Below are 22,860 nucleotides of genomic sequence, written 5' to 3'. Positions count from 1 at the left end.
GAAAACGGGGAAAAAGCGTAAATTCGCGCTAAAGAATCTCCGGCCCCGGCCGTTATACCCCATGTCAGCGGAACCAGAGGGTGCGGGCATGGTGGAAGTAACAAGGCTGAGTGCCGGGGAAGCGAGGGTCGGGCGGGTCGCCGCCGTGACGCGTCCCAACGCGCTCGCTGAAGCCGCCAGCCCCGCACAGACTCCGGTCAAGGCGAACGACATGAGCGGCGTCAGCAACATGGCCCGCACCTTGGCCGCGCAGCCGCCGGTCGACATGGACCGAGTCGCCCAGATCAAGAAGGCCATCGCCAATGGCGATTTTCCGATCCTGCCGGCGACCATCGCCGACCAGATGATTGCGCTGAAGCTGGACTGGAATGGTAAATGACACGCCGTGACGCCCTGATCCGGGTCATCGAGGCCCTCCACCGCGAAATCGCGGCGCTGAAGGTCAACGACGTGGCCGCGCTGGAACGCGCGACGACCGAGAAGCTGGCCGCGATCGAAGAGGTCGCCGCGCTCGGCACCGGTCCCGCAGGCCCCGAACTGCGCGAGCTGGCCGACGAGGCCAACCGCCTGAACGAGACCTGCCGCATCTATGTGAACCTGATGGCGGCCAATGTGCGCCGCCGCCTGCAGACGCTGACCGGCGATGCGGGCATGGGCTATCGCCCCGCCATGCGCGCCTATGCCTGATTGCCGCTTGCCGGGCGGCAACGGGTTGCCGCTTTGCCGGATCGGCGGCGGCATTCCCGGCAGGGCGATCGGCAGCCCGGACTAGCCTGAGCGAACAAGAGCCCGGTTTTCCGGGCTTTTTTATTGCCCTTCGCCGATTCCTGTCGCGACCCTGACGGCACCGTCAGGAATTGGCACGCCCCTTGCTGTGTATGGCCCGAACAAGGGCTTTTTACCGCAGCATGACCGTCCAACCCGTCTCCCACGCCAGAATCCAATCGGCCATCGCGCTGGCATCCAGCCGCACGGGCGTCGATTTCGGCTATCTGCTCGGCCAGGCGAAGCTGGAGTCCGGCCTGAACGCCAATGCCCGTGCGGGCACCTCCTCCGCCTCGGGGCTCTATCAGTTCGTCGAGCAGAGCTGGCTGGCGGTCGTGAAGAAGCACGGCGCGGAGCATGGCCTGGGCTGGGCCGCCGATGCGATCGGCCAGTCGGGCGGACGCTATTATGTCTCCGGCGGCGCGCGCTCGGCGGTGATGGGGCTGCGCAACGATCCGACCGCCGCCTCGCTGATGGCCGCCGAACATGCCTCGGACAACAAGTCCGCGCTGGAATCGACGCTGGGCCGCGATGCCAACGGCACCGACCTGTACATGGCCCATTTCCTGGGGCTGGGCGGCGCGACCAAGTTCCTGGGCACCATGGCCAGCAACCCGCAGGCCAGCGGCGCGTCGCTGTTCCCCGCCGCTGCGCGCGCCAACCGTTCGGTCTTCTACGCCTCGAACGGCCAGCCGCGCTCGCTCTCGGACATTTACGACCGCTTCTCCGCCAAACTGGCCGGCACCAAGGCCGACAGCGACGAGACGCGCGCCGCCAATCTGCAATTCGCGGCCCAGGCGCTCGCGCTCCAGGGCATGAACGGCGACGCGACCGTCGTCACCGGCAACAATGAAAGCGCCGCCGATGCGATCGCCTGGGCCAACAGCACCATGAACCAGCTGGGGATGCGCGGAAACGCCACGACCGGCGACAGCGTGCTGCGGCCCAAGCCCGATCACGCGCGCCTCGCCTACATGATGCTCGCACGGATGGGTGGCTAAGCGATGGGCAAGCTCTTCTCCAGCGGCCGCACCATGGCCCTGCCCGCCGCGATCCTGCTGCTGGTGCTGGTCATGGTCGTGCCGATCCCCCCGGCGCTGCTCGACATCTTCTTCGTCGCCAACATCGCGATCAGCCTGGCCGTGCTGATGGTCGCGCTGAACGCCGAAAAGCCGCTCGACTTCTCGGCCTTCCCGACCGTCCTCCTGTTCGCCACCCTGTTCCGCCTGGGCCTCAACGTCGCCTCGACCCGCATCGTGCTGGTCCATGGCCATGAGGGCGAGAGCGCGGCGGGTCACGTCATCGAGGCGTTCGGCACCTTCCTGATCGGCGGCGACTATGTCGTCGGTCTCTTCGTCTTCGCGATCCTGATGATCATCAACCTGATCGTCGTGACCAAGGGCGCGGGCCGCGTGTCGGAAGTGTCCGCTCGCTTCACCCTGGACGCCCTGCCCGGCAAGCAGATGGCGATCGACGCCGACCTGAACGCCGGTCTCATCACGCCGGACCAGGCCAAGGCGCGCCGCGTCGAGGTGTCGACCGAGGCCGATTTCTACGGCTCGATGGACGGTTCGTCCAAGTTCGTGAAGGGCGACGCGGTCGCCGCCATGCTGATCCTGGCGGCCAACGTCATCGGCGGCCTGATCCTGGGTCCGGTCAGCCATGGCATGGGCATCGCCGACGCCGCCAAGACCTATATTCTGCTCGCCATCGGCGACGCGCTGGTCGCGCAGCTCCCCTCGCTGATGCTGTCGATCGCCGCCGCCGCCATCGTGACGCGCGTGTCGTCGGACAGGGATCTGGCGGGCCAGATCGGGTCGCAGTTCGGCGCGTCCAAGACGTGGATCCCGGTCGCCGCGATCCTGGGCCTGCTGGGCGTCCTGCCGGGCATGCCGCATCTGGTGCTGCTGCCCGCCGCCGGGATCGCCGGGTTCACCGCCTGGAAGCTGCGCCAGATCGAGAAGCGCCCGGTCATCGCCCCCGCCGCCCCCGCGCCCGAGCCGGTCGATCCCTCGCGCATCGGCTGGGACGAGGTCATCGACGGCATGCAGGTGCATATCGACATCGGTTACGGCCTGGTGCCGCTGGTCGACGAGCGTCGCGGTGCGCCGCTGATGGCCCGCATCACTGGCGTCCGCCGCCAGTTGTCCAAGGACCTGGGCTTCGTCGTACCGCAGGCGCGCGTGCGCGACGACATCAACCTGGCGCCCTATAGCTATCGCATCATCATCAACGGCGTCGTCGCCGCCGAGGATCAGGTCTCGCCCGACGAGATGCTGGCGCTCGACACCGGCCAGGCCTTTGGCGAACTCAGCGGCAAGCCGGTCAAGGACCCGACCTTCGGCCTGCCCGCCACCTGGATCCTGAAGGGCGACGCCGATGCCGCCACCGGCATGGGCTATCTGGTGGTCGATCCGGGCACCGTCATGGCGACGCACCTGAACCACATCCTGTCCTCGAACGCCGCCGAGCTGCTCGGCCCCGACGAGGTCCAGTCGCTGCTCGACGGGCTCAAGGAGCGCGCCGCGCAACTCGCCGCCTCGCTCAGCCCGAACCCGCTGCCGCTCACCACCCTGACCCAGGTTCTCAAGGGCCTTCTTTCGGAGAACATCACCTTGAAGGAGTTCCGCCGCATCGCCAGCGCGATCGCCGTGGCGGCCCAGAAGACGCTCGACGCCGAAGAGATCGTCGAGCTGATCCGGCCGCAGCTGGGCGCGCTCATCATCCAGAAGCTGTGCGGGATGCGCGAGCCGCTGCGCGTCATGACGCTGGACGGCCAGCTCGAAGGGCTGCTGGGCCAGGCCATGCGCGCCGATACCGGGCGCCGCCATGTGATCGAACCCGATCTGGGCCGCCGCATCACCGAGGCGCTGACCCAGGCCGCCCAGCCGCTGATCGCCGAGGCCAAGCCCTTTGCGCTGGTCGTGCAGCCGGGCGTGCGCATCGCGATGCGCAAGCTGGTCCGCACCTGCCTGCCCGACACGCCCGTCCTCTCCTTCTTCGAAGTGCCCGAGGACAAGGCGGTCGAAGTCGTCGCCGTCATCGGCTCTCCCCATCATCACCAGCAACAGGCGTTGGCCGCATGAGCGCACATCCCCTGAGCGGCGCGTTCATGGACGCGCAGACCTTCAACCCGGCGAATTTCGATCCCGCGCTGGCCAATCCCACGGTCGCCGATCAGCCGCTGACCTATCGTCCCGCGCCGCGTCGCGCAGGGCTGCCCGGCGGCGATGCGAATGCGGTCATCCGCCAGCATCTGCCGCTGGTCCGGCGCATCGCGTGGCATGTGCATGGGTCCATGTCGAGCATGATCGAAGTCGAGGACCTGGTGCAGGTCGGCCTGGTCGCGCTGGTCGAGGCCGCCGCCTCGTTCGAGGAGCGCGGCGTCGAGTTCGGCCATTATCTGAAGTCGCGGCTGCGCGGCGCGATGATCGACGAGCTTCGGCGTCAGGCGACGACGACGCGCGGCGCGATGCGTCGCCGTCGCCAATATCACGAGGCGGTCAACACGCTGTCGCAGACCGAGGGCCAGGCCCCGGCCGACGAGGCGGTCGCCGAAAAGCTGGGCATCACGGTCGAACGGCTGCGCGCCGACTATAAGACCGCCGAGGCCGTTCGCATGGAAGCGATCGACGATGTCTATGCGGACGACCTGCCCTGGTTCGCCGACGACACGCCCGACGCCTTCGAGCAGCTGGCCGAAAGCGACCTGCGCGACGCGCTGATCGCCGCCATCTCCGCGCTCCCCGAGCGCGAGGCGATGGTGATCCAGCTTTATTATGTCGAGGAACTGAACCTGGAGGAAATCGGCCAGGTGCTGGGCGTCGGCGCCGCGCGAGTCTGCCAGATCAAGAGCGCGGCGCATGCCCGCCTGAAAAAGGCCCTCGCCAGCCAGCGTTAAATTCATTCCTCCCCTGCAAGGGGAGGTGGCAGGCCGAAGGCCTGACGGAGGGGTGTCACCCTCTCGATAGCGGGACACCCCTCCAACGCGCTACGCGCGCCACCTCCCCTTGCAGGGGAGGAATGGGTCGCCATTCCCGATCCCCCCATCTTGCTCTAAGCGCGTCCCCGATGACCGGGGACGCCGATGCTCGCACGCCATGAACGCCATCTGATCGCCCGCTATCTGTGGCCGGGTGCGGGTGGGCGGCTGGTCCTGCTGGTGGCGGCGATCGGCTGCACCGGCGTCATGATCGGTGTCGCCGCGCTGGTGCTGGTCATCGCGGTGATGAACGGCGCGCAGACCAGGCTGGCCGACAGCGTCGCGCCGGTCGACGGGCATCTCAGCGTCACCCTGCCCGCCGGCGCCCGACCGACCGAGGCGCAGGTCGCCGCTATGATCGCTCGCATCCCGGGCGTCGTCCGCACCGAGCCGATCCGCGAGATCACCGCCGGTCTGTCGATCGACGGCCGGATCACGCCCATCACATTGCAGGGCCGCGATCCACGCACACTCTATAGACTCGTGCCGACGATGGGCTCGGCGCTGGCGCATAGTCCCGATCCGGCAAATGCGGTGGCGATCGGCCAGACTGCCGCGCTGCAACTGGGCCTGTTCCCCGGCGACCGGATCGCGATCGGCCGGGTCATGCTCGGCCCCGACCGCACCCTGTCGCTCGACCTGGCCCCGGCGCGGGTCGCGGCCTTCTATCCCGACGACGACAAGGGCGGCGATCGGGTGACGGTCTATGCCCCGCTCGATTCGCTGCCCATCCTTCAGAACGACTCGGCCGTCACCCGCCGCGTTGCGGTGGTGCTGGCCGACCCCGCGCAGGAAGCGGCCGTGACGGCGGCGATTCGACAACGGCTGGGTCCGGCCTATCCGATCATCAGCTGGCAACAGGCGAATCGCGCGCTGCTTGCCGCCCTCGTCACCGAAAAGATCGGTATGACGATCGCGGTCGGGCTGGTCACCCTGGTCGCGCTGTTCAACATCCTGTCGTCGATGAGCTTGCTCGCACGAGCCAAGCGGCGCGAGATCGCGATCCTGCGCACCATGGGCGTGACGGCGCGGAGCATCATGCGGATTTTCGCCACCGTCGGCAGCATCATCGCATTGATCGGGGCGGGCATCGGCCTGTCGCTGGCCGCCGCCCTGTTGACCCAGCGCGGCGCGATCGTCGCGGCCGTGCGCCATCTGTCGCCCGCGCGGCAGGCCGAATGGGACGTATTCCTGTCGCTGCCGATCGGGATTTCGGCGCGCGAGCTGGCGGTGATCGCATTGAGCGTGCTGGCGGGCGCGGTACTGGCCAGCCTCTATCCCGCCTGGCGCGCGGGGCGAACCTCGCCCGCCCTGGTGCTGCGCGCGGATTGAGTCGATACGAGTAAACCCCGGCGGCATCGCTGCCGCCGGGGTTTGTCCTGCAAACCGGTCCGTGAGGATCTCTCGGCCGGTCGGCCCCGTCACCCGAGTGGGGGCGCGGTGCCGGGGCGCTCAGGATCCGGGGATTACTGTCCGAGCAGCTTGAGCACGCCCTGCTGCGACTGGTTGGCCTGGCTCAGCATCGCGGTCGAGGCCTGGCTCAGAATCTGAGCCTTGGCGAGCGCAGTGGTTTCGGCCGAGAAATCGGTGTCCTCGATGCGGCTGCGCGCGTCCGTCAGGTTGGTGACGTTCGAGGTCAGGTTGTTGACCGCCGACTGGAGCCGGTTCTGCGTGGCACCCAGGCCTGCGCGGATATTGGCGACCTTGCCGATGGCCTTGTCAAAGCTCTCCAGTGTCGCGGTGGTGGCGATGGTGCTGGGGCCGGTCGCCGGATCGACCACGGCGATGGCGCTATTGATATCGGCGTCGGTGGTCAGGTTGCTGAAGGTCATGCTGATGGCGTCGCTGGTGTTGGCGCCCGCCTGAATCTTCACCACACCGGCCGCACCCGCCGAACCGTCGAGCAGCTTCTGACCGTTGAACTGGGTGTTGAACAAGATGTTCGACACCTGCGACGCCAGCGCGTTCTGTTCCGACGTGATGTTCGCCTTGTCGTTGGTGGAATAGATGCCGTTGGCCTTCTGCACCGCCAGTTCGCGCATCCGCTGGAGCATGTTGCTCACCTCGTCCAGCGCCCCTTCGGCGGTCTGCGCCATCGAGATGCCGTCGTTCGAGTTGCGGATCGCCTGATTCATGCCGCGCACCTGCGAGGTCATCGAGGCGGCGATGGCGAGGCCGGCGGCGTCGTCCTTCGCGGAATTGATTCGCTTGCCGGTGGACAGGCGCTGCATCGAAACGTTCAGCGCTTCCGTCGCGGCGCCGTTGGCGCTCGAGGCGCGTAACGCCGAGATATTACTGGCGATAACCGTCATGGTCGTTCTCCAAAGCCGGAGCTCTCCGCCGCCCCCAAGGCGAAGGTCGAGCTGCCAAGACGGGTAACGACCGCTTGAGGCAGGGCTTTAGAGAAAAGAGTCGAATGGGCGCGTTTTTTCGGGCGGAGCCCCCCGACACCTTATTATAAGGCATCGGGGGGTCCACCTTCCGCGACCGAGGGGATAACCGCGGTCGGCATTCGCCCAGGGCGATTAGCCGAGGAGCTTCAGCACGCCCTGCTGCGACTGGTTGGCCTGGCTCAGCATCGCGGTCGACGCCTGGCTCAGGATCTGCGCCTTGGCGAGCGCGGTGGTTTCTTCCGAGAAGTCGGTGTCCGAGATGCGGCTCTTGGCTTCGGCCAGGTTGGTCATGTTCGAAGTCGCGCTATTGACTGCCGACTGGAGTCGGTTCTGCGTCGCACCCAGGCCAGCACGGATCGATGATACGTCGGCGATCGCGGCGTCGTAGTTGGCCAGCGTATCGCCACCCGCCTTCAGCTCGGTGCTGCCAGCAGCCGGTGCGAAGTCGACGATGGCACCCAGCTGCGAGCCGGTAGCGGCCGCACCGCCCGTTGGCGCCACATACGTGGCAGTCAGATCACGCAGACCGATGCTGACCGTGTCATTGCTCGTCGCGCCGGTCTGGATCGCAACAGTCGAAGCAGCATTGAACAACTGCTTGTTGTTGAACTGGGTGTTCTTCACGACGGCGCTGATCTGCGCGGCCAGCGTCGTTTGCTCGTTGGTGATATTGGCCTTGTCGGCGGTCGAATAGGTGCCGTTCGACGACTGGACCTTCAGCTCACGCATACGCTGGAGCATGTTGCCGACTTCGTTCAGCGCGCCTTCCGCCGTCTGCGCCAGCGAAATACCGTCGTTCGCGTTGCGGATGCCCTGCGCCATGCCCTTGATCTGCGAGGTCATCGAGTCGCTGATGGCCAGACCGGCGGCGTCGTCCTTTGCCGAGTTGATGCGGTTGCCGGTCGACAGGCGCTGCATCGAGGTGCTCAGGGCCAACGAGGCCGAGGTCGACGCGGCGGTTGCACGCATAGCACTGATATTGCTGGCAATAACGGTCATGTGATGTCTCCAAATCTGCCCGGCGATCCGTCTGTGTCCCCTCTGGACCACCGAGCCGCCGAGTGGAGTAACGGCCGCTTTCCGGCAGGCTTTAGCCGGTTCCATGCAAATTTTTGCCGGTGGGCTTGCCGGTTTTGCCGGAACGGTCGCGCGCGCGGCCGGGCGTCGCCCGCACACGTACGAGCGCGCGTCGCGCCCGGAAAAAACTTGCCGTTCGCGTTGCCGAATTAACCACGGTTTTACCAAACAGGGGCCATTGCGGAGTCACGAAAGGACTCCACGCCAGATGTCGTCGATTCACCCCTCCGCTGCGCTCGTTAAGCAGAAATACGCCCTGATTTCCGGGCTGCGGGCCCAGGGCATGGCCATTGCCGAGCAGGGCGCGGCCGCCCAGGCCGGGGACCTGTTCCTCGTCACCGACGGCGACGTGGTCGAGCATCCGGCGCGCACCATCGTCGTGTCCGACGGTCCGGTCCCCGCCATCATCCCGGCAATGGGCGGCCAACCGGCCAGCGTGACCTATTCCGCCGCCGAGTCGGGCGTCGGCAACAGCTTCGTCCGCGCGCTGCTGGCGGGTTCGGCCATGCCGACCGCCGCCGATCCGGAGAGCCTGGCACTGTTCACCCTGGCCGAGCGGGTCGCGCAGGCGGACATCACCGTCCTGATCAACGGCCCGACCGGCACCGGCAAGGAAGTCGTGGCCCGCGCTATCCATGCGCAGTCGGCCCGCGCCAACAAGCCCTTCGTCGCAATCAACTGCGCCGCGCTCCCTGAGTCGATGCTCGAGGCGCTGCTCTTCGGCCACCAGAAGGGTGCGTTCACCGGCGCGGCGCAGGCGGGCGAAGGTTTCTTCCGCGCGGCGGACGGCGGCACGCTGCTGCTCGACGAGATTGCCGAGATGCCGCTCCAGCTCCAGGCCAAGCTGCTCCGCGTTCTGCAGGAGCGCGAGGTGATCCCGCTCGGCGCGTCGATGCCGCAGTCGGTCGACGTCCGCGTCATCGCCTGCGCCAACCGCGACCTGCAGGCCGAAGTGGCCGCCGGCCGGTTCCGTGCCGACTTATACTACCGTCTGTCTGTCTTCCCGCTGACCACCAAGGCGCTGGCCGAGCGTCGCATGGACATCCCCGCGCTCGCCGCGACGATGATCCTGCGTCACGCTGCGGGCCGCACCGCCATTCCGTGGCCGAGCGCGGCGGCGATCGACAAGCTGGCCATGCACAATTGGCCCGGCAATGTCCGCGAGCTGGAAAACGTCATCCAGCGTGCGCTGCTGTTCGCCGGCGGCGCGACGATCGAGCCCGAGCATATCGTGTTCGACCGTCCGATGGTCGCCAACGACCTGGACGACGAGCCGCTGACCGTGACGACCGCGGAAGCGACGCTCGGCAAGGTCGTACAGATGAGCGAGTTCGCCGCGATCCGCGAAATGCTGGCCGCATGCGGCGGCAACCGGGTCGAGACCGCCAAGCGCCTGGGCATTTCTGAGCGCACCCTGCGCTACCGTCTCGCCAAGGCACGCGAACAGGGCGAGGAGATCATCCGACCCTCTAGCCGGGCCGTGATGGCATGAGCGTCGGTGGTGTCGGCGGTGCGATGAGCGTCGACCGGGTGATGGCGCTTCGTGCGCAGATCCTGGAACGCAATCAGGCACTCAAGGCGGCAAGCCAGGCCGGTGCCAACCAGGCGGCACAGGCCGCCCAGACTCAGCCGGTCGCTTCCCCGACCAGCTTTGCCGATACGCTCGAGTCCGCGCTGAAGGGCGTGAACGAAGGCCAGCAGCAGGCCGCCCGCCTGTCCGAATCCTACGAACGCGGCGAAACGGTCGACATCGCCAAGGTGATGATGGCCCGCCAGCAGGCGTCGGTCGGGTTCGAGGCGACCCTGCAAGTCCGCAACAAACTCCTGTCCGCCTATAAGGACATCATGAGCATGCCGGTGTAAGATGAGCACTGCCCTCACCCCCGCATCCGCCAATCCCGCACCGGCCCTGCCGCCCTTGCCGGAAAAGTTCGCCAACCCGCTTCGCCAGATCAAATCGGTGATGGCGCAGCCCGCCGTGCGCCGTTCGGCGCCGATGGCGATGCTGATCGGACTGATCGCCGCCGCCGCGCTCGCCTGGATGGCGCTGTCCAGCCCGCCGCAGAAGACGCTGTTCGACAATCTGTCGGACGCGGACAAGCAGGCGGTGACGACCGCGCTGTCGGCCGCGAACATCAAGAGCAAGATCAACGACGGCACCGGCGCGCTGACCGTGAACGAGGAGGATTACTCCAAGGCACGGATGCTGCTGGCGGGCCAGGGTCTGCCCAAGCAGGCGCCCGGCGGCTATGCGATCCTCGACCAGTTGCCGATGGGCGTCAGCCGCGCGGTCGAGGGCGAACGCCTTCGCCAGGCGCGCGAGAGCGAGTTGGCGCGGTCGATCGAGGAGATCGACGCGGTGGCCGAGGCGCGCGTGCACCTCGCCACGCCCGATGCCTCGCCCTTCATCCGCGACAAGTCCTCGCCGTCGGCCTCGGTGGTGCTCAAGCTCAACGCCGGGCGTTCGCTGTCCGAATCGCAGGTCCAGTCGATCGTCAATCTCGTCGCCTCGTCGGTGCCGGGCATGAAGCCCGAGGACGTGACCGTGGTCGACCAGATGGGCGGCCTTCTGTCCAAGAAGGGCGCGGACGGCGCGACCGGCGACGATCGCCGCATCGATTTCCAGCGCCGCCTGGAGGAGAAGTACCGCACCCAGCTGATCCAGCTGCTGACCCCGCTGGTCGGTGCGGGCAACTTCACCGCCGAGGTGCAGACCGAGGTCAATCTGGACGAGACCAGCGCGACCCGCGAACGCTATGACAAGGACGGCGCGCTGCGTGCCGAAACCGGCAACTGGACCGGCAATCAGAAGGACCCGGTCACCCCCGGCGGCATTCCCGGCGCGCTGTCCAACACGCCGCCGCCCGCCAGCACGCTGCAGCAGCCGCAGCCCGCGAACGGCGCGAGCGGCAACCCGCCCGCCGACGGCAAGCCGGTCGCCGGTGGCCCGGGCGTGAACCCGGAAAAACAGTCGGACGCCTTCCAGCGTGCCTATGACCTGAACAAGGAAGTGTCGGTGACCCGCGCCGCGCCAGGTTCGATCAAGCGGCTGACCGTCGCCGTCCTGCTGCGCGATCCCGCCACCGGCAAGCGCAGCCAGATGGAGATCAACCAGATTTCCGACCTGGTGAAGTCGGCGGTCGGCTTCGACCAGCAGCGCAACGACAATGTGACGGTGATCAGCCGCAAGTTCGCCGACGCCAATGTCGACGACAAGCGCGCCTGGTACGACAATAGCTGGCTGCCCATCGTGGCCCGCAACGCCACCGCGCTCGTGATCGCACTGCTGGTCCTGCTGCTCGGCGTGCGGCCGATGGTGAAGGCCATGTCGAAGAAGAAGGACGCGGCCGACGCCGCCAAGGCACTGCCCATGGGTGCGGCCGATGGCGCGGGCGTGGGCAATGTCCTGCTCGGCGCCGATGGCCAGCCGGTGATGGGTCCCGACGGCCAGCCCGTGCGGATCGGTGCCGATGGCCAGCCCATGTGGGTCGGCGCGGACGGCCAGCCCATGGCGGGCATGATCGGCCAGCAGCCGCCCGCCGTGACGCTCGACGAGATCGAAGAGACCAACAATTTCAACGAGCGGATCACCAAGGTGCGTGGCTTCACCCGCGACAATCCGGCGCGCGCCGCGCTCGCCGTCCGTGACATGATCCGTTCGGAGGCGCAGCAGTAATGGCATCGGTCGAAGAGGGGCGCGTCTATTCGGGGGTCGAGCGCGCCGCCGTCCTGATGATGCTGGTCGGCGAGGAAGAAGCCGCCGCCATCCTCCAGAAGCTGGAACCCGATGAAGTGCGCGAGCTGGGCAAGGCGATGTATTCGATCGCCGATGTCAGCGAACAGGATGTCGGCTTCGTGCTCGACGATTTCGTCGGCTGTGCCCGCGCCCGCGCTTCGATCGCCTTTCAGCCCAAGCCGATCGTCGAGAATGTGATGAACCGGGCGCTCGGCCCCGAGCGCGCCAGCAGCGTCCTGTCGCGCATCGTACCCGCCGAGGCGCAGTGCGAGATCGAGATGCTCGGCTGGCTCGACCCGATCGACATCGCCAAGATCGTCGAGAAGGAACATCCGCAGATCGGTGCGGTCCTGATCGCCAATTGCGACCCCGCCGTGGCGGGCAAGGTGCTGGAGCTGCTGCCCGAGGTGATGCAGCCCGACATCCTGCACCGCGTCGCCCGGCTGGGTCCGGTGACGCCGCAGGCGATCGACACGCTGAACGGCGTGCTCAAGCGCTGGAGCGAAGGCGGCAGCGGCGGCCAGGGCCTGGCCATGGGCGGATCGCGCGAAGCGGCCAAGATCCTGTCGAGCGCACGCAAGGCGACCGAGCAGCGGGTCATGCCCAAGCTGTTCAAGATCGACCGCGACGTCGCCAAGCAGATCGAGGAAGCGCTGTTCATCTTCGACAACCTGCTCGACATGGACGACAAGAATCTCGGCACCCTCATCCGCAACGTCGATGGCGAAGTCCTCACCCGCGCGCTCAAGGGCGCGGACGAGGCGGCGCGCGAACGTTTCCTGGGCTGCATGTCGGCACGTGCGGCGGCCGGTATCCGCGACGAGATCGAATCGCGCGGTCCGATGAAGCTGTCCGAAGTGCTCGAAGCGCAGAAGTCGATGATCACCACCGCCCGCAACCTCGCCAAGGAAGGCACGATCATGATGGGCGGAGGCGAGGACGATTATGTCTGATTTCGTCGCTGGTTTCTCCGCGCGGCAAAATGCGGCGGCGGCCGCGCTGCAACAGGCGTTCGCACCGCCCGGCGGCTTTGCGCCCTCGGGCATGCCGGGCGTCAACATCGATCTGGGCTCGGGCCCGATCTCGTTCCGGCCGCAGGCACCGACCGGCGGCCTGGGCGCGACCTCGGCCGACAATGTCGCGCCGGGCCAGCCGCGCCATTTCCACCCCGCCAGCCGCGATCACGATCCGACCCAGGGCTGGGACCCCTTTGCCGCCTGCGAGGATGTCGCCGAACCGGCGATCGATCCGCTCGCCGCCGCCCATGCATCGGGTCATGCCGAGGGTTATGCCGAGGGGCTGGCCGCCGCTCAGCGTCAGTTCCAGGCGCAGGCCGAGGCCGAGGCGCGCGACGGGCACATGGTCGCTTCCATCGCCGAAGCGCTGTCGGCGCGCATCGATCGCCAGGCCATGGCCGAACAGCTGCGCCAGACCGTGCTGATGCTGGTCGGCAAGCTGGTCGGTGAGATCGGCGTCGATGCCGACCGGCTGACCGGCCGGATCGAGGCGGCGATGGACATGCTGTCCGATGCCAAGGAAGCCGCGATGCTGCGCGTCCATCCCGACGACGTGGCGCTGCTGGCCGAGCGTCTGCCGCAGACCGTGTTCCCCGTCGGCGATCCGAATGTGGAGCGCGGCGGCTTCGTCCTCGAAAGCGCCTCGACCATCGTCGAGGATGGCCCCTCGCTGTGGCTCGACCAGCTCGCCGCCGCGATCGACAAGGTGCCCGTTCCCCAATGCTGAACCGTTTCACGACCGATTATCTGGAAACGCTGTCCCAGGCGGATTTCGCGCCGCGCCCCGTCGTGGCGGGGCGGCTGGCCTCCTATGACGGCCTGCTGATGGAAGCGGTCGGGCTGTCGCTGCCGGTCGGCACCGTCTGTGCTATTGGAGAGAGGGGCGGCGAGAAGGACGGGCACTGCGTCGAGGCCGAGGTGATCGGTTTCCGCAACGGCCGTACGCTGATGATGAATCTGGGCGGCCCCGCCCCCCTGCTCCCGCGCGCCCCGGTGCGCCCGCTCGGCCCTCCGGGTGAGGCGGAAGTCGGTGCCGCTATGCTGGGCCGCGTGGTCGACGGGTCGGGCAAGCCGATCGACGGCCTGGGTCCCATTCGCGGTGCCAGCCACTGGCCGCTGGCGGGCAAGATGCAGTCGCCGCTCGACCGGGGCCGCGTGCTGGAGCCGATGGACGTGGGCGTGCGCGCGATCAACGGGCTTTTAACCATCGGTCAGGGCCAGCGTGTCGGCATCATGGCGGGGTCGGGCGTCGGCAAGTCGGTGCTGCTGGGCATGATGGTGCGCGCGGCACGCGCCGACGTCATCGTCATCGGCCTGATCGGCGAGCGCAGCCGCGAAGTCGCCGACTTCCTGGAAACCAAGGTCGCCGGGGCGGCGCGCGCCCGCTCGGTCGTGGTCGCGGTGCCCGCCAACCATTCGCCGGTGCTGCGTATCCGCGGCGCCTTGCGCGCCACCGCCATTGCCGAGGCGTTCCGGGCCGAGGGCAAGAAGGTCCTGCTGATCATGGATTCGCTGACCCGCGTCGCCCATGCCGGGCGCGAGATCGGGCTGGCGCTGGGCGAACCCGCCTCGGCCCGTGGCTATCCGCCCTCGGCCATCGCGATGCTGCCCAACCTGATCGAGCGGGCGGGTGCCGATGCGCACGGAACCGGTTCGATCACCGCCATCTACACCGTGCTGGCGGACGGCGACGACGGCAACGATCCGGTCGTCGATTCGGCGCGGTCGATCCTGGACGGACATATCGTGCTCAACCGCCATCTGGCCGAGCGCGGCGTCTATCCCGCCATCGATATCGGCCCCTCGGTCAGCCGCGTGATGACCGATATCGTCGGCCGCCCGCATGCCCAGGCGGCGCGGACGCTGCGCCGTCATCTGGCAACCTATGAGGAAAATCGCGATCTCGTCCTGATGGGCGCGTACCGCGCGGGCGCGGACCCGGCGATCGATGCCGCCATCGCCTGCCACCCGGCGGTGATGGAATATATCCGGCAGGACGCCGACGAGGTCGTGCCGCTCGACCATGCGGTCGAGGAACTGGTGGGCATTTTCGGCCAGCCGCTCGGCTGATCCGCATTCAAGGGGGGACATGAATGGCATCCCGGCAACAGACGATGCTGGCCCGGCTTCACCGGGTCCGCACGCTGCAACTCAATCTGACCATGGCCGATGAGGCGCGCGCGCAGGAGCGGGTCGCCTCCGAGCATCAGCTGTCGCAGCGTATCGGCCAGCTGATCGATGCGGTGACGCCGACCCCGGCGGTGACCGCGTCCGCCGCCTCGCTGATGGCGAATGCGCATTTCCGTAACCGCCTGCTCGAATCGGCCGATGCCGCGACCGCGCGCATCCAAGTGGCCGAACACCGCGCCGCGCAGGCGGGCGAACAGACCAAGGCCGCCAAGCGCGACCAGACCGCCGTCGAAAAGCTGATGGACCGCGCGCGCATGGCCGCGATCCGTGCCGAGATGCGCGCGCTGGAGGATATGCCCGCCAGCGGCGGCGCGCGTCGCAATCGGCACGATCCTTGCTGACAGACTTGTCATGATGTCCTCCATCTCCTCGCTCACGCCCTCCGGCACCGCGTCCGCCCGCTCGGTAGCAGGGGGGGTTACCGGCGATCCGATGGCGTCCGCCTTCGCGATGCTCTTCGCGCTGATGCCCGGCATGGCCGATGCGGCGGGTTCGGAGAGCGCCGAGGGCTCGCCCAAGTCGAAAGGCGACACGACCAAGGACGGCAGCACGACCGAAAAGGACGGCAAGGACGTGCCGAGCGACGCCATCGCCTTGCCGGTGATGCCGTTCGCGATCCCGACCGTATCGCTGGCCCCGCCCGAACCCATCGCGTCGCCGGTCGCCGCGTCGGGCGCTTCGTCCGCGCCGATCACCACGCTTCTCGCGGCCATGCCGACCCTGCCGGACGCCGGGCCCGCCCCGACGAGCAAGCCGGTGGCGGACACGCCGATCAGCGTCGACCCGCTCAGGGGCACGATGCCCGTACCGCCCGCCATGACGCTGCCCATTGCGGATGACGGCGCGCCCGGGCTGCCGGTCTCGGACCGAACCGCTACGCCGCCGACGGTGACTCCGCCGACCGTTACGGCCACGACGCCATCGTCTGCATCACCCGCGATAGTGGCGCCAAAGGCGGGTTCTACCATTCCGTCCACGCCCCGCCTCGATAGGCCCGTCGCGATGACGACTGGAGACGCGGTGCCGAGTGCCCCGTTGGCGACACAGGCGAATGCGTCCGCGTCCACGGTTGCGCGTGACACGGCGCCAGCCCTTCAGACTGTGCCAGCCCAGCAAGCCGCCGCACCCACAACCGAGCAGGTCGTCCGTGCCGCCGCGCCCGGCATCCCGCTGGCGATTCGCGCCGATGCCTTGCCGACCGCGATTCCGATCGAGGCCCCGGCAACCGACAGCGCACCCATCCTGCCCCCCCGGCAGGACATGCCCCTTCGCTTTGCCGTGACGAACGGGTCCGCGCCCGTCGTCGCCCCCCTGCCGATCCAGGGCCCTGCCCCGATCATCCAGGCGGGCCAGAGCGCTCCCGCGATACAGCTTTTCGGGACCGCAATGCGCAGCGAGCAGAGCTTCGATCCGCGCACCGATCGCCGCAAGGACGAAGCCGCGCTGTCGGTCGACCCCGCGACGCTGACCCGCGCCAATTCGCTGACCGCCGCGCCGGTCGTCGCGACGACGGGGGCCGATCAGGCCCCGCTCGACATGACGCAACATCACTGGCCGCAGGGGATGATCGACCGCATCGACCGGATGCGCGAGGACGCCGCCACCGCCGATACCCGTATTCAGCTGTCACCCGACGCGCTGGGCGGCATCGCGGTGAACCTGCGTCATGAGGACGGGACGACGCATATCCACTTCACCGCCGATCAGGCGCAGACCGCGTCCCTGCTCGCCGACGCCCAGCCGACACTGGCGCGACTCGCCGAGGAGAAGGGGATGCGCCTGGGTCAGACGGCTGTCGATTTGGGCCAGTCGGGAATGGGCGGCGAGCGACAGGCGCCGCCGCGTCGCCCCGATCCCGTCGTCCCGACCCGCCCCGCCTTTGCGGGCACCACCGCTTCCAGCGACGCCGGGGACCCGGCCGCCGCCTCCACCCGAATCGCCTGAGGACTGAACCATGAGTGACGCGAAGGAAACCGACGAAAAGGCGCCCAAGAAGAAGGGCAAGCTGGGCAAGATCATCGTGATGGTGGTCGGCGTGCTCGTCCTGCTGGGCGGGGGCGTGGGGGCCGGGCTGTATGCCGCCAATTCCGGCCTGATCGGCGGTGGCGGCCATGCCAAGGAAGACCATGGCGAGGCCGAGGCCGAGGCCAAGCATCCCGGCCCCAAGCTGGTGCCCAAGTCCGAACAGAAGCGCGCCGGGGCCGAGGGTGAAGGCGGCGAGGGCGGCGAAGGCGGTCATGGCGGCGGCGAAGGCGGTGGCGAGGGCGGCCATGGCGAAGGCGGCGGCGAGGCCCATGAAAACAAGGGCATGCCGACCCCGGTGGGCGATGGCGGCGAACGCTATGCGTCCAACTATTACGAGCTGCCCAAGGACTTCACCTCGAACATGCGCGACTCGGTGCATATCATCCAGGTGGGGCTGGCCATTTCGACGCCCTATGACGACACGGTGATCAACAATCTGAAGACCAACGACCTGGCGGTCCGTTCGGCCATCCTGATGACCCTGGGCGACGCCAATGAGGAAATGGTGTTTTCGAGCGAGGGCAAGCGCCAGCTGCAACGCAAGCTGGTCGACTCGATCAACGAGATTCTGCGGCAGAAGGAGGGATTCGGAGGCGTCGCTAACGTCTACTTTACCAATTTTGTTGTTCAGTGAGGCATGGTTAACGCCGCCCCTCAGGTTGAACGCCGCGAACGCGGTCGTGAACAGACCGCCGATCACGGCGTGCTGGGCACGACCAAGCTCAATCCGTTCGGCGACCTGCATACGATGCAGCATCTGTCCGCGCGTCTCGCGCGGTCGCTGCGGGGGCTGTTCGAATCCCTTCTGCGTGAGGAACTGCGCTGCTGGGCGGAGCCGCTGGTCGTCCAGCGCTTCGCCGATTACCGGGCCGAGCGTGGCGACGGCCTGAGCGCGTGGCTGCCCATGGCGATGACCTCGCCCAGCGGCGTCACCTCCGACGCCCAGGCGCTGATCGTCATCGACGGCGCATTCAGCCTGGCGATGATCGACCTGCTGTTCGGCGGCACCGGGGCCGTGCCCGACGTCCTGCCGCCCGAATTCTCGCCCGCCGCCGAGGCGATGGTGAGCCAGCTGGGCGACATGATGGCCGCGCCGCTTCGCGGTGCCTGGGAATCGCTGGCCCGGATCGACTTTCGCGCCGGTCACCCCGAAGCATCGCCCGCCATGCTGTCGGGCATCGAGGGCGACGACGCGATGATCGTCACCCGCTTCGGCATCGACGGCCGCAACCGCCGTCCGACCATGATCGACATCCTCTACCCCGTCAGCGCGTTGAAGCCGCATGGCTCCGCTTTGACCGGCAAGGTCGTCGACAAGCAGGCCGAGGTTGATCCCACCTGGCGCGGCGACCTGACCCGCGCGGTGATGACGGTGCGCTTCCCGGTCCGCTCGGTCCTGGCCGAACCCGTCGTGTCGCTCAGCCGCCTGATGGAGCTGAAGATCGGCGACGTGATCCCGATCAGTTTCGGCCCGGAAGTGCCGGTGATGGTCGGCGGCGACCTGCTCGGCATGGGCACGGTCGGCACCGCCAATGGCCGTGCCGCCGTCCAGCTTACCTCGCTCAACCGGTCCATCGAAGGACTGGCCCGCGCTCACGAAGGATTCGAAGAATGAACGATATGGCCGGGGGCTTCCCCGTCGACACGTCGGTCGCGGCCAATTTCCGGCTGCTTCAGGATGTCGACGTCAAGCTGACCGTGGAGATCGGCTCGACCCAGCTGTCGCTGCGCGAGCTGCTGGCGCTGTCCGAATCGAGCGTGATCGAGCTGGACCGTCAGGCCAACGAGCTGCTCGACGTGCTGGTCAACGGCACGCTGATCGGGCGCGGCGAAGTGGTGACGGTCGGCGACCGGTTCGGCGTGCGCCTGACCGAGCTGGTCAACCCCGACAAGCGCGGCTGATCCACCCATGCTCTGGTCCTATATCCTGAAGCTGGTCATCCTGCTGCCGCTGATCTGCGGTCTGATGATCGGTTGCCTCTATCTGTGGCGCCGTCTGGAAAGCCGGATGCCGGGTCGCCCCGCCACGCGGCTGATCCATGTCCGCGAGACGATGATGATCTCGCCCGGCCTGCGCCTGGCGGTCATCGAATTCGAGGGGCGCAACCTGCTCGTCTCGGTCGGGCGCGGCGGCGTCCAGCTGGTCGACAAGGTCGAGGGCAATGGGACCACGCCTGCGGCGCCGAACCCCACGCCGCCGACGCCGACCACCCCGCGCCGTCCCGATTTCGTCTCGCGCTTCGCACCCAAGACGTTCGACCAATGAGCATTTCCGTCACTCGCCGGGGTACAGGCCCCGCGTTGATCCGCGCGCAGGACCGCGCCCTGGGCCGTGACATGCCGAAGCGCAGCCTGAAGCCGTTGTGGATCCTGCTCGCTCTGCTGCTGGCGCTGGTCATCGCGATGCCCGCCTTCGCCCAGGCCGCGCCGGCCGCAGCTCCGACGGCGGCTCCCGCACCGGGCGTCGGCGATGCGGTCGACCGCGCGCTGGGCCAGTTGGGCGGCGGCGCAAATGGCGGCTCGGGCTCGCTGAGCCTGTCGCTCCAGGTCCTGATCATCATGGGCCTGCTGACGATCCTGCCGGGGATCATCCTGATGATGACCAGCTTTACCCGGATCGTCATCGTGCTCGCCATCCTGCGCCAGGCGCTGGGCCTGCAACAGACGCCGCCGAACCAGGTGCTGATCGGCCTGTCGGTCTTCCTGTCGCTGTTCATCATGGCCCCGACGATCAGCCAGATGAACACCAACGCAATCGAACCCTATGCGCAGGGCCGCCTGCCCGGCACCGAGATGATCAAGGCCGCCGGCGCGCCGCTCCACGCCTTCATGGCCAAGCAGACGCGGGTGAAGGACGTGACGATGTTCGCCGAAATGGCGAAGTCCGGCCCCTATGCCAGCCCCAACGACATTCCCTATGCCGTGCTGCTGCCCGCCTTCGTCACGTCGGAGTTGAAGACCGCGTTCCAGATCGGCTTCCTGATCTTCCTGCCCTTCATCGTCATCGACCTGGTCGTCGCCACCGTGCTGATGGCGCTGGGCATGATGATGCTGTCGCCGTCGATCATATCCCTGCCCTTCAAGCTGCTGCTGTTCGTGCTGGTCGACGGATGGGCGCTGACCATGGGCAGCCTGGCGAACAGTTTCGCGACGTAGGTACTTTTTCCCTCTCCCCTGGACAGGGGAGAGGGTTAGCGGAGCTTGCCAGCGTGCTGGCTAGCGCAGCTTGGGTGAGGGGTTGAGCGAGCCTGAAGGCTCGCGCGCGCGTTACGCGCGCCCACCCCTCACCCAGCTCCGACTAAGCCTTTGCTTTCGCAAAGGCCAAGTCTGCGCAACCCTCTCCCCTCTATGAGGGGCGAGGGAAGAATAGCAGTACGACTTCACCCTGCGAAACGGCCGACGACGCAGCCCTTCGTTAACCATTTTCACCGATAATTCGCATCAGCCTGAGCGACGCCGAAGGCGACGGAAAACACCCCATTCGGGACCAAAGACCGCATCATGGACGCCCAATATTTCCTGACGCTGGCCAACCAGAGCATGTGGGTGCTGGCGCTCGCCGCCGCGCCGATCCTGGTGCCCGTGCTCGTTTCGGGCCTGGTGATCGGCATGATCCAGGCCGCGACCTCGATCAACGAACAGACCCTGTCGTTCGTCCCCAAGCTGATCGTCGTCGCCGTTTCGATCCTGATCTTCGGCAGCCTGATCGTCGGACTGCTCAGCGACTTCATGGTCAGCATGTTCGAGCGCATTCCCGATCTCGTGAAGTAACCATGCTCGGCTTCGGCCTCTCGATCGAGCCGCAGGCTTGGGCGATCCTGTTCCTGATGATCCGCATCGGGGCCGCCTTCATCACCGCGCCCGTGTTCGGCGCGGTGTCGATCCCCCTGCCCGTGCGGGTCAGCCTGGCCGGTGCGATCGCCTTTCTGGTGAACTCGGTCCATCCGGTCGTGCCGCCGCCCGTCATCTTCTCGGTCCCCACCATCATGTCGGTCGCGACCGAGGCGATCGTCGGCCTGGCGCTGGGCCTGATCCTTCAGATCGCCTTTACCGCCCCCCTGGTCGCCAGCGAGCTGATCGGCGGATCGATGGGCCTCAACTTCGCCACGACCGTCGATCCGCTGAACGGCCGGTCGAGCCAGGCGCTGGGCCAGTTCTTCACCGTCATGCTGACGCTGTTGTTCCTGTCGGTCGACGGCCACCTCGTCCTCGTCGAGACGATCGTGAAAAGCTATGAGGCGATGCCGCCCGGACAAGCCTGGATGGCCCCGGCGCAGTTCAAGGCGATCGCGCTGTTCGGCGGCTATGCCTTTCTGGCCGGGCTGCTGCTGGCGCTGCCGGTCGGTTTCCTGCTGCTCTGCCTGAACCTCGTCATGGGCATGATGAGCCGCGCCGCGCCCTCGCTCAACCTCTTCTCGGTGGGCATGCCCGCCGCGCTGACCATCGGCGTCATCACCATCGCCGTCGCCTTCCCGGCAATGGGCGACTATATGCTCGTCATCATCCGCGAGGCGCTGGCCGCCACCGAGACATTGGTGATCGGCTGATGTCGGAGGGCGGCGAAAAGACAGAAGCCCCAACCCAAAAGCGCCGCGACAAAGCGCGCGAGGACGGGCAGATCCTGCGCAGCCGCGACCTGGCGGCGGCCCTGGTGATGATGGCGGGTATCGCCTGGCTGATGTTCGCGGGTCCCACCTTGCTGGGCGCATGCAAGGCGGTGATGGCGACGAGCTTTCAATTCACCCATGCCGATGTCGAGGATTTCGAGCCGTTCCGCCCCTTGCTGGAGGCGGGGGGCAAGCTGTGGCCCTCGCTCGCCTCGCTGTTCGCGGTCACGATCGTGGCGACCATCGCGTCGCAGGCGGGCCTGGGCTCGCTCCAGTTCAATCCCAAGGCGATGGCGCCCAAGCCGTCCAAGCTGAACCCCGCCTCGGGCCTGAAACGCATCTTCGGCGCGCATGGCTGGATCGAACTCGGCAAGTCGCTGCTCAAGGTCGTGCTGCTCGGCGCGCTGGGCGCCTATATGCTGTGGAAATCGTCGCGCACGACCCTGGGGCTGGCGCAGTCGGACCTGAACGGCGCGATCGGATCGCTGGGCGGCACCTTCATCACCATCCTGCTGGTCATGGGCTTCGGCCTGATCCTGATCGCCGGGTTCGACGTGCCGATCCAGATCATCCAGCTCTTCTCCAAGCTCAAGATGACCAAGCAGGAGGTCAAGGACGAGCATAAGGAAAGCGAAGGCAACCCGGAGGCCAAGGCGCATATCCGTGGCAAGCAGCGCGAGATGTCGCGCCGGGCGGTGCGCGCGGCGGTGCAGGAGGCGCATGTCATCCTGACCAACCCGACCCATTTCGCCGTCGCCCTGCGTTACGACCGGGGGCAGGACGAGGTGCCGGTGGTGGTCGCCAAGGGACGCGGCGCGACCGCGCTGGCCATTCGCGAACTGGCGGCCGAGCTGGATACGCCGGTGCTGGAATATCCGCAGCTCGCCCGCGCCGTCTATTACACCAGCCGCGAGGGCCAGGAGGTGCGCGCCGACCTGTACCAGGCGATCGCCGTCGTGCTCGCCTTCGTCTTCGGCCTCAATGCGGGGGCGGGCGGTACGTCGCAGCCGCCGGTCGAGGTGCCGGTGGGCGCCCGCTTCGACGAGAACGGCGTCGAGCAGCCATGAGG

The 22,860-nt window shown here is 67.6% G+C and carries 24 protein-coding genes; 22 read left to right on the top strand and 2 right to left on the bottom strand.

The genetic code is table 11. The features are described 5' to 3' along the window. The first annotated feature begins 61 nt into the window (after window positions 1-61). The 6 genes from flgM to ACWKSV_RS14655 all read left to right on the top strand — a co-directional run bounded on the left by flgM (window position 62) and on the right by ACWKSV_RS14655 (window position 6,079). On the top strand, window positions 62-379 hold the full coding sequence (flgM, locus tag ACWKSV_RS14680) for a flagellar biosynthesis anti-sigma factor FlgM (RefSeq protein ID WP_237243504.1): 318 nt from the start codon (window positions 62-64) through the stop codon (window positions 377-379). After that, a complete protein-coding gene (locus ACWKSV_RS14675; protein WP_056432249.1) occupies window positions 376-687 on the top strand; it encodes a hypothetical protein in 312 nt (103 codons plus the stop codon). Before flgM ends, ACWKSV_RS14675 begins: the two co-directional genes overlap by 4 nt. A gap of 221 nt (window positions 688-908) precedes the next feature. Next, window positions 909-1,766 carry a hypothetical protein gene (locus ACWKSV_RS14670; RefSeq protein ID WP_056432251.1) on the top strand — a complete coding sequence of 286 codons (858 nt, stop codon included), beginning with the start codon at window positions 909-911 and terminating at the stop codon, window positions 1,764-1,766. A 3-nt stretch (window positions 1,767-1,769) separates the two neighbouring features. Further along, a complete protein-coding gene (flhA, locus tag ACWKSV_RS14665) occupies window positions 1,770-3,851 on the top strand; it encodes a flagellar biosynthesis protein FlhA (RefSeq protein ID WP_056432254.1) in 2,082 nt (693 codons plus the stop codon). After that, a complete protein-coding gene (locus ACWKSV_RS14660) occupies window positions 3,848-4,666 on the top strand; it encodes a sigma-70 family RNA polymerase sigma factor (RefSeq protein ID WP_076714618.1) in 819 nt (272 codons plus the stop codon). The genes flhA and ACWKSV_RS14660 overlap by 4 nt, the downstream gene beginning before the upstream one ends. A 186-nt stretch (window positions 4,667-4,852) precedes the next feature. Next, window positions 4,853-6,079 carry an ABC transporter permease gene (locus ACWKSV_RS14655; protein ID WP_191864743.1) on the top strand — a complete coding sequence of 409 codons (1,227 nt, stop codon included), beginning with the start codon at window positions 4,853-4,855 and terminating at the stop codon, window positions 6,077-6,079. 134 nt (window positions 6,080-6,213) lie between these two features. Here the strand turns inward: ACWKSV_RS14655 and ACWKSV_RS14650 are convergent, their stop codons facing one another. Together ACWKSV_RS14650 and ACWKSV_RS14645 are read right to left on the bottom strand one after the other, a co-directional pair. After that, on the bottom strand, window positions 6,214-7,059 hold the full coding sequence (locus ACWKSV_RS14650) for a flagellin N-terminal helical domain-containing protein (protein ID WP_076714614.1): 846 nt from the start codon (window positions 7,057-7,059) through the stop codon (window positions 6,214-6,216). Window positions 7,060-7,272: 213 nt separating this feature from the next. Beyond that, window positions 7,273-8,139: a flagellin N-terminal helical domain-containing protein gene (locus tag ACWKSV_RS14645; RefSeq protein WP_076714611.1), complete on the bottom strand. Its 867-nt coding sequence runs from the start codon at window positions 8,137-8,139 to the stop codon at window positions 7,273-7,275. Window positions 8,140-8,425: 286 nt separating this feature from the next. On the opposite strand from ACWKSV_RS14645, the gene ACWKSV_RS14640 reads away from it, so the two are divergent. From ACWKSV_RS14640 to ACWKSV_RS14565, 16 genes are all read left to right on the top strand, one after another. After that, window positions 8,426-9,709 (top strand): sigma-54 interaction domain-containing protein, encoded by a 1,284-nt coding sequence (locus ACWKSV_RS14640; RefSeq protein WP_056432268.1) that lies wholly within the window; start codon window positions 8,426-8,428, stop codon window positions 9,707-9,709. Continuing rightward, window positions 9,706-10,080: a flagellar hook-basal body complex protein FliE gene (fliE, locus tag ACWKSV_RS14635; RefSeq protein WP_056432271.1), complete on the top strand. Its 375-nt coding sequence runs from the start codon at window positions 9,706-9,708 to the stop codon at window positions 10,078-10,080. Before ACWKSV_RS14640 ends, fliE begins: the two co-directional genes overlap by 4 nt. 1 nt (window position 10,081) lies before the next feature. After that, entirely contained in the window at window positions 10,082-11,893 is a 1,812-nt protein-coding gene (gene fliF / locus ACWKSV_RS14630) for a flagellar basal-body MS-ring/collar protein FliF (RefSeq protein ID WP_076714610.1), read from the top strand. Continuing rightward, a complete protein-coding gene (gene fliG / locus ACWKSV_RS14625) occupies window positions 11,893-12,906 on the top strand; it encodes a flagellar motor switch protein FliG (protein WP_056432276.1) in 1,014 nt (337 codons plus the stop codon). The genes fliF and fliG overlap by 1 nt, the downstream gene beginning before the upstream one ends. Beyond that, complete coding sequence (locus ACWKSV_RS14620; RefSeq protein ID WP_076714608.1) at window positions 12,899-13,696, top strand: FliH/SctL family protein; 798 nt, start codon at window positions 12,899-12,901, stop codon at window positions 13,694-13,696. The genes fliG and ACWKSV_RS14620 overlap by 8 nt, the downstream gene beginning before the upstream one ends. Beyond that, on the top strand, window positions 13,690-15,039 hold the full coding sequence (locus tag ACWKSV_RS14615; protein WP_056432283.1) for a FliI/YscN family ATPase: 1,350 nt from the start codon (window positions 13,690-13,692) through the stop codon (window positions 15,037-15,039). Before ACWKSV_RS14620 ends, ACWKSV_RS14615 begins: the two co-directional genes overlap by 7 nt. A gap of 23 nt (window positions 15,040-15,062) precedes the next feature. Then, window positions 15,063-15,500, top strand: coding sequence for a hypothetical protein (locus ACWKSV_RS14610; RefSeq protein WP_076714606.1), 438 nt, complete (start codon window positions 15,063-15,065; stop codon window positions 15,498-15,500). Window positions 15,501-15,510: 10 nt separating this feature from the next. Then, a complete protein-coding gene (locus ACWKSV_RS14605; protein WP_083706529.1) occupies window positions 15,511-17,103 on the top strand; it encodes a flagellar hook-length control protein FliK in 1,593 nt (530 codons plus the stop codon). 10 nt (window positions 17,104-17,113) lie between these two features. Then, a complete protein-coding gene (locus ACWKSV_RS14600; protein ID WP_056432291.1) occupies window positions 17,114-17,818 on the top strand; it encodes a flagellar basal body-associated FliL family protein in 705 nt (234 codons plus the stop codon). A gap of 3 nt (window positions 17,819-17,821) precedes the next feature. Next, window positions 17,822-18,799 (top strand): flagellar motor switch protein FliM, encoded by a 978-nt coding sequence (locus tag ACWKSV_RS14595; protein ID WP_076714602.1) that lies wholly within the window; start codon window positions 17,822-17,824, stop codon window positions 18,797-18,799. Continuing rightward, on the top strand, window positions 18,796-19,086 hold the full coding sequence (fliN, locus tag ACWKSV_RS14590; RefSeq protein ID WP_042487397.1) for a flagellar motor switch protein FliN: 291 nt from the start codon (window positions 18,796-18,798) through the stop codon (window positions 19,084-19,086). The genes ACWKSV_RS14595 and fliN overlap by 4 nt, the downstream gene beginning before the upstream one ends. A gap of 7 nt (window positions 19,087-19,093) precedes the next feature. Continuing rightward, window positions 19,094-19,450 carry a flagellar biosynthetic protein FliO gene (locus ACWKSV_RS14585; RefSeq protein ID WP_076714600.1) on the top strand — a complete coding sequence of 119 codons (357 nt, stop codon included), beginning with the start codon at window positions 19,094-19,096 and terminating at the stop codon, window positions 19,448-19,450. After that, window positions 19,447-20,340, top strand: a complete 894-nt coding sequence (fliP, locus tag ACWKSV_RS14580) for a flagellar type III secretion system pore protein FliP (RefSeq protein WP_076714598.1) — start codon at window positions 19,447-19,449, stop codon at window positions 20,338-20,340. The genes ACWKSV_RS14585 and fliP overlap by 4 nt, the downstream gene beginning before the upstream one ends. Window positions 20,341-20,685: 345 nt before the next feature. Continuing rightward, a complete protein-coding gene (gene fliQ / locus ACWKSV_RS14575) occupies window positions 20,686-20,955 on the top strand; it encodes a flagellar biosynthesis protein FliQ (protein WP_042487406.1) in 270 nt (89 codons plus the stop codon). A gap of 2 nt (window positions 20,956-20,957) precedes the next feature. After that, entirely contained in the window at window positions 20,958-21,731 is a 774-nt protein-coding gene (gene fliR, locus ACWKSV_RS14570) for a flagellar biosynthetic protein FliR (protein ID WP_076714596.1), read from the top strand. After that, window positions 21,731-22,858: an EscU/YscU/HrcU family type III secretion system export apparatus switch protein gene (locus tag ACWKSV_RS14565; RefSeq protein WP_056432304.1), complete on the top strand. Its 1,128-nt coding sequence runs from the start codon at window positions 21,731-21,733 to the stop codon at window positions 22,856-22,858. Before fliR ends, ACWKSV_RS14565 begins: the two co-directional genes overlap by 1 nt. Window positions 22,859-22,860 lie beyond the last annotated feature (2 nt).

The organism is Sphingomonas sp. SphC10 (assembly GCF_057004845.1).
The sequence above is the reverse complement of the archived record's forward strand: the minus strand, read 5'-3'. Positions and strand labels throughout refer to the sequence as shown.